Origin of the sequence: Marinomonas aquimarina, assembly GCF_900089755.1 — a bacterium.
GTDB lineage: Bacteria > Pseudomonadota > Gammaproteobacteria > Pseudomonadales > Marinomonadaceae > Marinomonas > Marinomonas aquimarina.
The window spans coordinates 139,708-150,414 of record NZ_FLOC01000009.1 but is presented as its reverse complement, the minus strand read 5'-3'; the positions used below and the strand labels follow the sequence as shown (position 1 = coordinate 150,414).

Below are 10,707 nucleotides of genomic sequence, written 5' to 3'. Positions count from 1 at the left end.
TCTTGCTGGAATTAGCGAAGGAAACATGCACCAGCAGTAGGTGAAGCATCAACCAGATAATCCGATGAGATGCCGGTCTGTCTCACTCTCATGCAAAGGTAAGATCAACCATTTAATCCGCTTACCCAAGATATCGACCACACACAGCACATTGATTTGCCCACTCCGTAAGGCTTGTTGCTTCTGCTGACGCTGATCGCTGTTATCACTGGTTAAGATATCCGCTGTAATACCTTTTAAGAGAAATTGCTTGGTCATGTAGTCTGCGTGTTCACGGCTGACACAAAATGCTAAAGCCTTCATTTGGCTAATATCAGTCACGATCTCCTGCAAACTCAATACGATCTTATCAACACGTGCTTGATTATGAGTATAGAGATTAGTGAGCTGTCCGATGTCATAACGCCCACGGCTCCATGCAATATTGCGAAGGTCGGTATCATCATCGATGCCAAAATATTGAAATGGCGATAAGTGACGGCGATTGATCGCTTCTGGCAAACGAATTTCAGCGGCAATCACACCACCAAAATCCGCTAAGATATCACCACCATCGTGACGCTCAGGCGTAGCAGTTAAACCAAGTAAAAGGCTCGGCTGAAAGTGCGCTAATACCGCTCGATAGCTGTTTGCTTTAATGTGATGCACTTCATCGATAACAATGTAATCGTAATAGTCGGGCGTCAGATTGAGCTGATCTAATTGATTATTAAGTGTTTGGATCGACACGAACAGCTGATGATAATGGGCAGGAGCGTGACTGCCAACCCACAACTCGCCGAATGAACCATCGCGAAGCACGCCGCGATACGCCGCCCGAGCTTGCTTTAAAATCTCTTCCCGATGGGCCACAAACAAAAAGGTCGCATTCGGCTTTTCTTTCAAAAAGCGTGCGAAATCAAACGCCGAGATAAGCGTTTTACCAGTGCCAGTCGCAGCGACAACCAAATTGCGAAAGCGCTGATGAAGATGACGCTCAACGGCGAGCTGCTCCAAGATTTCACTCTGATGTGGAAATGGCGTGATATCAAAGAAATGCGCCGTGCTTTGATCGTCGCTGCCACGCTGTTGTCGTAGAGCGCGATTTAGCTTTTCCGTACTGCTAGCATCGCCATCAAAGCGTTCAAATTCATTCGACGCCCAATAAGTCTCAAAGGTGCTGAACGACTTATCGATGATATGCGGGATTTCTTGGGAAGTGATTTTCAAATTCCACTCAAGGCCATTGGTGAGCGCAGAATGAGACAAATTAGAAGAGCCAATATAGCCAGTGTGATACCCCGTATTGCGCAAAAAGAGATAGCTCTTAGCATGCAGCCGTTCGCGTTCGGTATTGTAGCTAAGTTTCACTTCAGTATTGGGCAAGTTTGCCAAGTACTCTACCGCCTTGGCATCCGTAGCGCCCATATAAGATGTGGTGATGACCTTTAGCTCACGACCACTGGCGGTGAACGCTTCTAGTTCTTTGCGAAAGATGCGAATGCCAGCCCATTTGATAAACGACACCAGCCAGTAAATTTTGTCTGCGGATAAGATTTCGCGTTTCAGCTCAGACTCTAACGACAGGCCAGCATTACTACCGCAAAACAGCTCGCTTTGAGTAAGGCCAGTTAACGGGAAAATGTCTTCGACATATTGCTTAAGGTTGGCTGCAATTGGGTTTTCTAGCTCGTATAAAGCCGTAAGGATTTTACCCTGGCTATTAAGCAGGTTCTCTTCGATGAGGCCGTCATCTTGCAAACGCTCTTTAAGCCATAACAGTAACTCGTTAGATAAAGCGATTTGCTGCTGTAGTTGATCATTGCCAGTCGGTACTGAACTAATGGCGTATTCGAGAATATTAGACAGAAAGCGCGACAGCCAAACCGATGCTTCGTTGCTACTTAGCGTTCGTTCACCCACATAAAAGCGCTCACGATCCAAACGCTTTTCCACCAATTGCGTAATCAGCTGTTCGTAGATACCCGACTGTTGCATAAAATCCCTTTTAGCCTTCCCAGATCAAATAGTGGGACTATATTCCCATATCTCCGTTTAATTTGGGAATATAGTCCCATCAACTTACATCCAGAGAGCCATCTAGCGGACTAAAACTACATCCAAAGAAAAAGCCCTGTTCACAGGTTAACGTAAACAGGGCTTTCACTTCTCTGCTAAGGCTTAGTCTTTCGCCTCGATATAATCCAAGCTGGCTTGCAGGGCTTGTTCCCGTGAACTGCAGTCGTTCGCTGATGAGATAAAGCTCATCACATGGAGCTTCTCGAGCTGGTCACGGGTGGTCTTATTCGGACACAGTAAGAAGACTTCACAGTTGGCGTCTTTAGCGTCTTTGATGGCGTTTTCGAGGGCCAAGCCAACGGTAACGTCTATCATGGGCACATCACTCAAATCCAGAATCATCACATCATAGTCGTCGATGCTGGCGTGTTGGCGCGAGATCGCTTTGGAGACGCTGAAGATCATCGGACCAGACAGGTAGAAGAACAGCACTTTGCCTAGGGCTTTATCAAGCATGGCACGTTCGCCGTCGGTGAGCGGCACGCTGTTGTTGTCCGAGTCACTGATGGCCTTCACTTGGCGGGTTTGCTCGCGGCTGAGTTTCTCGATAATGATGATGTTGGAGATAAAGACGCCCAAACCGACGGCGGCGATCAGATCGACAAACACCGTTAGCAGCATCACACCGTACATCACCGCCATCCCCGGCAAGCTCACCTTGTGGGCGCGCTGGATAAAGCTCCAATCCAGGATGTTAAAGCCGACATAGACCGCGATGCCGGCCAATACGGCCATTGGAATCGGTTCGGTTAAGCCACCGGCGATTAACACCACTAATGCCAAGACCAGAGCACGTACGATGCCAGACAAAGGGGTGCGCGCCCCCACTTGGATATTGGTAACGGTCCCCATGGTGGCACCGGCCCCTGGCAATGCACCAAATAGCCCCGAGATCATGTTCGCCAGACCTTGGCCGCGCAGTTCTTTGTCCGAATCGTGTTCGGTTCGGGTCAAAGAGTCGCCGATCACGGCAGTCAGTAAGGTATCAATACAGCCCAATGTTCCTAGTACCAAGGCATCAATGATCATGGTGGTGAACATTTCAGGGGTGAAATGCGGTAACACCAAAGATGGCAAACCGGATGGGATTTCACCGATACGACGGATGCTGTCCGTGTCGAACAGGATCACCGAAATCAGCGTAATCGCCACCAAGGCCACCAGCTGTGCGGGCACGTATTTGCGATACTGTTTAGGAAATAAAAATAACACCGACAGGGTCAATGCGCCGAGTAACAACTCACGCCATTGCAGGTTCGCCAGCGTCTCTGGCATGGCCATCAGGGTGCCCATAACGCCGCCTGGCGGGGCCGGAGAACCCAATAACGGCGACAACTGGAGAATGATTAAGATCACGCCAATGCCCGACATAAAGCCCGACACCACGCTGTACGGCATGAGGGTGACATACTTACCGAGTTTCAGTGTCCCCAGTAACATCTGGAACGCACCGGCCATCATCACCACGGTAAAACTCATCGCGAGGCCCGTTTCCGGATACTCCGCCATCATGCTGGTCAGTACCGCCGTCATGATTACCGTCATCGGGCCGGTCGGTTCGGAAATAAGGGTACGTGAGCCACCGAACACTGCGGCAAAGAAGCCGACCATGATTGCGCCCCATAAACCGGCTTCGGCCCCGGCCCCAGACGCTACACCAAACGCCAACGCCAACGGTAAGGAAATAATCGCTGTCGTGACACCACCAAAAACATCACCTTTAATATCGAGTGCGGCAAAGCGCTGGTAATCTAACAACAAACACCTCCTATGGTTGCGCAAGCAAGACGGATCAGAATGACCTAAAACCCTATAAGAATAACATATTTAGCGCTTGTTAAAGATAAAAAGACGGCGACTCATCCGACCTGAGTAAGCACTCATTCCGACCAGCGTAGGCCCTGTTTAGAAGAGTTGCTTGACCAACTCTCGCACCCAGATACACATGGGGTCCATATGGTAGCGTTTGTGCCAGTACAGGTAGAGGTCTTGGGAATCGTTTTGCAGCTCGGGTGGTAGCGGCTTCACCATGAGATCACGCCCTTGGGACGCCTGTTGCGCAAAGCTGGCGGGCATGCAGAAAATCGTATCGGAGGATTCGGCAATCGCCGCCGCCAGACAAAAGTCAGTGACATGAATCGCCGCCCCTGGCAGAGCGTCTGGCTCGAGCCTCGCTTGGGATTTGAGTTGCGCGCCGAGAGAAAAGGCCTGTCGGCCATCCAGAGATATTTGACCCAACGTTGCCCCAGCGAGATCCGCCATAGACAAATCCTGTTGTGCCAGCGGGTGATCCTCTCGCATCAGCAAGCAATACTCGAAACCGCCCACCTTGATACGATACAAGCTATTTTCTGATGACGAAGGTTGATTAGCCGACAGGGCAAAGTGCACTTCACCTGCAATCAGTGACTCAAAGGGTGGCTTTGGTTTGGAGTCCACCTCGATCAGCATATTCGGTGCTTGCCGCTGTATATCACTGATCAAGCGTGGCAGACCTTGGTGGGCATAAGGGGCTAACGCAAACAGTCTCAAGCTACGAGTACTGTGCTCTGGGACAAATGTTTTCCCTTCCACCAGCTGGCCAATATTTTCCAACACATCATTCAGGCTGCTGCTGATGTCTTTGGCTTTCGCCGTTAATTCGTAGCCCGAGGCCGATTTGACCAGCAACTCGTCCTTGAACAGCAAGCGCAGTTTTTGCAAAGAACGGCTGACTTTTGACTGACTCACGTTCAATGATAACGCCGTGTTGGAGACATGCTGCTCTTCCAACAGTGTTTTCAAAATAAACAGTAAATTCAGATCAAGGTGGTGAAGGTTCATGACGGCTAAATCTATGACATTATAATTTACGAATGATAACACCTAGCTTTTTGAGAATCATTATCTTACAAACAACACGTTACAATTCTTAGCCATAAAAAAGCCAGGACAGCGTCCTGGCTTTTATCATGCTTTAGTATGTGCGCTTGAAAGCGCCAGCCATTAGAACACGTACGAAGCAGAAACCTTGATATTACGGCCAGGCTCTAGATCCGCTTGTCCACGCGCCACATCGCTAGAGTGCGAGGCATAGGCTTCATCCAATAGGTTATCAATGCCTGCTGTTACCGTCAGGCCAGCCACTTGCTCTGGATGCCATGTGGCAGACACATTGTGTACCTTGTAACCTTCTTTGTGCTCGTCACCTTCATCCAAATCAAGCGTCACCATTGACGTCCAATTTAGGCTTAGGTTGGCGGTCGGGATCGCTGTCGAAACACCAAAGGTGATGCTATCGCCAACGTATTTGCCACCAATGTTAGAACCATCGGTTGAATCAGAGTGAGCGTAGGTTAAACGCGCACTGGTATCTCCCAAACGCGCCGTCAATTTCGACTCAAAACCTTCAATGGTCAAGGTGCCATTGTTGCTCACACCACGCATGGTTACACGGTCGTTGATGTAATCGTCAATTTCGGTACGGAACACAGTGGTGGAGAAGCCAAAATCATCTAAGCCGGCAAAGTTGGCTTGCTGGAAGCTAACGCCCACTTCACTGTTGATACCGGTTTCTGGCTTGATGTCGGCTGACACCTCACCGGCTTCGGCATTAAAGGCTTCACGTGCCGCTGGGCCCTCAAATAAAGTGGTGCTGCTCGCTTTCAAAGTCCACTGATCGTTGACCAAGTACTTACCCGCTAGACCGTACGTCACTTCGGTGAACTTCTTGCCAAACAGACCTGTGTAGTCGATTTCATGGGAGTTAAAACGAATACCCGGCGTTAGGTACAACTGAGAACTTAGCGCAATTTCATCTTCCACATACACCGCATACTTAGTCACTTCGTCTTTACCAGCGTCTTGGCGACCTGCTTCTAGGGCGTCAAATTCAAAGCCATAACGCACTTCATGGTTGTTCAAAGTGGTTTGAGCGAGAGATTTAATACCATTGTGCTCAGAGATGGCTGGGTTACCGTCGTCGCCACGTTCATGGGCTAACTCAGTGTTGTAAACGGTGGTTTTAACGAAGGTATCCACACCATCATACTCGTGCGCTACCAACATGGTCTCACGGGTGTATTTTGTATCGTCTGGTGCCGAGCGCTCAAAACCACTGTTAAACGCAGAGCCAAAGTTGGTACGCAGGTAGTAGTAACCTTCGTCTTGGTATTTGTCGTATTTGGCTTCTAGACGGTGACGATCATTCACATCCCAACCCATTTTCACCATGCCGTTCTGAATGGTACCGGCATTGTTATCTAGCTCAAGACCATTGCCGTCTTCTGGGTTGTTCTTATCGGTGTGCGAGAAATACACCAAGCCATCTACTTGCTCCGTAAGCTGTGAGTAAGCAGTGATCGAAGCGCCCGCTGAATCATTGCTGTTGTAGCTTGAATGCAGACGTGCACCGGATGTCTGACCTGGCGCCAACAGTTCTTGCGCATCTTTGGTTTCAAACGCTGCACCGCCACCAAGGCCGCCAGTAAGCACTGAGTTGGTCCCTACCTGGATGTCCACGCTTTTCAGAATGTCCGGTGCAATCAACAGGTTCCCCACGTGGTGGAAGATGTTGTTGTTCTGGGTCACGCCATCCGTTGTAATGTCTAGGTCAGAGTCGTCTAAGCCACGGATATTCAGTACTTGGTGCGTCGTGTGCGTTCCCCCCACATCCACGCCCGCTTGATCACGTAACAAGCCACTTAGGTGCGTCGCTTGTTTGGTTTCGATATCATCTTGCAGCAATGAGGAACCGGTCGTGACTTGCGTACTCCACACTTGCAGCGTATCAAGCTCTTCAGCGCTCACGCTAACAGGGGCCAGGGTAGCAGCGACCAAAATCGCTAGCGGGGTACGAGATAAAGAAAGCTTTGTATCCATTTTGAATGCGTAACCTAACATTGAAAAGTTGATGTTAATGAGAATGCGCATCATTAATACATAAGCTTTTTCGCAATACAATTTTAGTTCCATGCAAAAAGTGATTTCTCACTATGCCAAATATGCATACTTATAATGACTGCCCTCATTATGTTCACAATCCAGTGCGGCGCACGCCATTTGCTGCGGCACACGGTTATGCATACACTCAATGGAAAAGGCTGGACCAAAAGAGACTATGACTGATTTTGCCCCCATAAAAAAAACCTACTCTGATACCCATGTGTTGCATGACGCTCCGTTTGTTGGCTACCGCGATGGGGTCGTCAGCGCAGAAGAATGTGACTACCTGATCGCCTTAGCGACCGGCAAGACACAGAGGGCAAAAGTGTCATTGGATGACGACAGTGACATCACTCCAGGGCGCAGCGGCAGTAACTGTTGGCTGCGCTATGCCGAGGATGACACGGTGCGCAAAATCGGTGAGCGTATTGCTGGCATGGTTGGCATCCCGCTCGAAAACGCCGAAGCCATGCAAGTGATTCATTACGGTGTCGATCAAGAATATCGCAGCCACTATGATGCCTACGATTTAACCACGGTACGGGGACAACGTTGTTGTCGCATGGGCGGCCAGCGCTTAGTGACCGCGTTGGTGTATCTCAATGATATCGCCAGCGGCGGGGCCACCCGCTTTGCCAACTTGAATACCGAAGTTCAGGCTAAAAAAGGTCGTATGGCCTTATTCAACAATGTTGGCGAGGATTACAACCACCCGCATCCCGACAGCCTTCATGCGGGGACACCCGTCCTGGCCGGCGAAAAATGGGCGTTTAACATTTGGTTTCACGCTCGCCCGATGAAAGAGCGACAAGATTTTCAGCAATACCCAGGCCTAGAAAAGCCCCCCATCCCAGCAGCATCCAGTACACCGGCAACGGCAACGGCAACGGCAACGGCCAAAACGCCAGCGCCGATAACCCATAAGATCAACCGTGCCAGCAAACTGTTTCAGCAAGCCTTGGCACAACTCGACCCCATATTAGTGCGCAAGACTGCCCCGCTCTGCTTTACCTACTGGGACACTTATGGCAACTCTGTATTGGATCTGAGCGACCTAGCAGACGGCACACGTGTACTACGCGTCGTGGAGCGCTCGATTGTAAATAGGCTTTCAAACAAAGCCACACTGGCGCAATCGCTGATTCAGCATAACCTTGAGTCGATCGCACCGAAGACCTATTTCACCATCGAGGATGCCTTGCAGCATCAAGGTGACCCCGTGCCCATATGGTTTGTGAAAAACCGCTTCGGTACAGGCGGCAAAGGCATGTCTTGCGTTAGCCAACAGGACTTGGCCAGCACTGAACTGCCCGCCAACCATATTATCCAAGCAGGCGTGACTGATCTGGCATTATTCGATGGCAGAAAGTTCACCGCGCGTGCCTACTGCTTGATTTGGAATCACACTATCTACCTTTACCAAAACGGCTTTTTGGTGGTGCATGGACGGGAATACGATGCCAACAGCACCGATTATGCGGTACAGATCGATCATGCGGGTTACCACAGTGAGGAAGGCCCCGTGCAAATGCATCAGCTGATCAACTATTCTGAGTATGAGCGCTACTGGCCCGGCATCAAACAGCTCATGCAGTCTATGGGAGCGCTACTAGAGCCCACACGGTTAGCCGCCGACTCCACTCACTACATTTTATTGGGGATTGATGTTCTGTTACGTGAGGATGGCTCGGCACAACTACTCGAGATCAACAGTTTCCCTAACTTTATTCACTCCCATGAAATCATTCAGCAGGTCAACATCCCGTTCTTTAGCGCGGCGCTGCGTACCATGCTCGGGGATGAAAGCATTGTGCTGGAAAAGATCGACACCATAAAAAATGGGGCTTAGCGCCCCATCGCATTTACCCAACAATCTTATCTCGACCGGTATTTTTGGCTTGATAAAGCTTGGCATCGACGTCGTTCACCAAGGCTTCTAAATCCATTTCAATCGGCGGCGTCAGGTGCGTCATACCAAAGCTTAACGTGATCGGCAGGTCCTTGAGGACCGGTTGCGTAATCAAGCTCTGACGCACACTGTTGAGACGAACCAGTATGTCTTCTTTACTCATATTCACAGTGATCAGCATAAACTCTTCACCACCGTAACGAGCGACAATGTCGTGGGCACGGAAGTGGCTTTGTAGTACTTGCGCGACACCGATTAAGGCTTGGTCGCCAACACTGTGACCATGGCTATCGTTGACCCGTTTGAAGTGGTCAATATCACACAGCACGATACAGAATGACTGATCAAATTGCGCCGCTTGGCGCAAAGCTTGCTCAGACAATAGGTTGAATCCACGACGGTTGTACAAGCCGGTCAGTTCATCCGTGCTACTTTGTTCGAGTAACAGCTCATTTTCATCTTTTAGATGGGACGTACGTTGCGCGACTTTTTGCTCTAGGTTCTGCAGCACATCAGATAGCTTGTAAGCCATCCCCTGAAGCCCTTCGCCGAGTGAGTTGACCTCACGCACATGGCTTAATGGCTGCGGGATCTCACGAATGCGCTCCAGTGAGTTGGCGTTGACCGCGTCGTTTAACAGCAAAATAGGACGGCCGATAAAACGCGCAATCAAGGAGCCTGCCAAGGCAATACTGACGAAAATCAGTAATATAATCAGTACCATCGCTTGGGAATACTCAGTGAGTATGCCCTTGTAATAGCTCTCCGGAATCAAGACCCCCACATACCACGTTTGGCCGTATGGCAATTCCACAGGGCGCACATGATAAAGAAACGTTTCCCCATCCACTGCGATACGCTGGGTGCCGGGTGCAAAACGCTCACCGGCGCGTTGGAAGACCTGGTCCGAATGAGCGCTGAGAGACAGACGTGTGGACACGCCATTGTCATTGTTAAACAGCGCAACCTTTCGCGAGGAGGCAATTAAATCGCCATTCTGTTCGGCCAAGAACACATACGCGCTGTCTACCAAGTTGATCGACTGCAAATATTTGTCCAATGCCACCAGTGCCACACTGGTGGCCGTTACCCCCAGTAGCTTGCCGTCTTGGTCATAGATGGGGGCAGACAAGCCCACACCTAGAGATTGATAACCGAAATAAGGCGCTATTGAGCTCCATACCACATCTCCAGCAACCACCGCATCTTGGTAAAAAGGGCGCGTGGTTGGGTTGTAATTTTTGAAGGAAGGCTCAGTTTCGATGCGCGCTCCGACAAAGCTAACCGGGTCATAATAAAAGGCTTCGAGGGAGTTCGGTTCAGTCGTGTAATTGGTGGCGATGTGATGGGAGCTGCCGAACGGATCGCGCGTAGAGTTCACATAGCGTCCGTCTGCCGTCGCTAAGGAAATAAACGTCATATAGGGGTAAGACACCGCTTGCTCGTAAAAACGGCCCGCGAGAAAGTCTAAATTTTCAAGGTATTCTGGGTGGTGAACTAAGGCATCACGGTTGAGTTGGGCGATGGTATTCAGCGGCTCAATCAGCTCAGTAACACGATCATAAACGCGCGCTTCAATTTCATGCACATAATGTAAACCAACATTATCGGAGACGTTAGAAACCGTGACTGTTGAAAACAGATATACCGTCGCACCACCAAGTGTGGCCAATAAAGCAAAGGGGACAACGATCAATCCCCACAAAGAGATCTGTTTCATTTAGCACCACCACTTCCACTCGCCATCTTTCGGTCCGCTTCCTTGATGGCACACACGATGCGAAACTCCGTCGCATCTATCAGGTACTCTGTTTATA

General features: G+C 49.9%; 6 protein-coding genes. 1 reads left to right on the top strand and 5 read right to left on the bottom strand.

Annotated features, from left to right (window positions below):
* Positions 1-48: 48 nt before the first annotated feature.
* From MAQ5080_RS09295 to MAQ5080_RS09280, 4 genes are all read right to left on the bottom strand, one after another.
* Positions 49-1,977 carry a DEAD/DEAH box helicase gene (locus MAQ5080_RS09295; protein WP_197498824.1) on the bottom strand — a complete coding sequence of 643 codons (1,929 nt, stop codon included), beginning with the start codon at positions 1,975-1,977 and terminating at the stop codon, positions 49-51.
* Between the two features lie 183 nt (positions 1,978-2,160).
* Entirely contained in the window at positions 2,161-3,816 is a 1,656-nt protein-coding gene (locus MAQ5080_RS09290; protein ID WP_067205974.1) for a SulP family inorganic anion transporter, read from the bottom strand.
* A 147-nt stretch (positions 3,817-3,963) separates the two neighbouring features.
* Positions 3,964-4,881: a LysR family transcriptional regulator gene (locus MAQ5080_RS09285; protein WP_067205971.1), complete on the bottom strand. Its 918-nt coding sequence runs from the start codon at positions 4,879-4,881 to the stop codon at positions 3,964-3,966.
* Positions 4,882-5,043: 162 nt separating this feature from the next.
* Entirely contained in the window at positions 5,044-6,918 is a 1,875-nt protein-coding gene (locus MAQ5080_RS09280) for a TonB-dependent receptor domain-containing protein (protein ID WP_197464552.1), read from the bottom strand.
* A 238-nt stretch (positions 6,919-7,156) separates the two neighbouring features.
* On the opposite strand from MAQ5080_RS09280, the gene MAQ5080_RS09275 reads away from it, so the two are divergent.
* Positions 7,157-8,830 (top strand): 2OG-Fe(II) oxygenase, encoded by a 1,674-nt coding sequence (locus MAQ5080_RS09275; RefSeq protein ID WP_067205963.1) that lies wholly within the window; start codon positions 7,157-7,159, stop codon positions 8,828-8,830.
* Positions 8,831-8,843: 13 nt separating this feature from the next.
* Here the strand turns inward: MAQ5080_RS09275 and MAQ5080_RS09270 are convergent, their stop codons facing one another.
* Positions 8,844-10,610: a sensor domain-containing diguanylate cyclase gene (locus MAQ5080_RS09270; RefSeq protein WP_067205960.1), complete on the bottom strand. Its 1,767-nt coding sequence runs from the start codon at positions 10,608-10,610 to the stop codon at positions 8,844-8,846.
* Positions 10,611-10,707 lie beyond the last annotated feature (97 nt).

What these genes read in the sequence shown, in the direction of transcription:
- MAQ5080_RS09295 (WP_197498824.1), bottom strand. Translation starts at nt 1,977, where the DNA reads ATGCAACAGTCGGGTATCTACGAACAGCTGATTACGCAATTGGTGGAA.
- MAQ5080_RS09285 (WP_067205971.1), bottom strand. Translation starts at nt 4,881, where the DNA reads ATGAACCTTCACCACCTTGATCTGAATTTACTGTTTATTTTGAAAACA.
- MAQ5080_RS09280 (WP_197464552.1), bottom strand. Translation starts at nt 6,918, where the DNA reads ATGGATACAAAGCTTTCTTTATCTCGTACCCCGCTAGCGATTTTGGTC.
- MAQ5080_RS09275 (WP_067205963.1), top strand. Translation starts at nt 7,157, where the DNA reads ATGACTGATTTTGCCCCCATAAAAAAAACCTACTCTGATACCCATGTG.
- MAQ5080_RS09270 (WP_067205960.1), bottom strand. Translation starts at nt 10,610, where the DNA reads ATGAAACAGATCTCTTTGTGGGGATTGATCGTTGTCCCCTTTGCTTTA.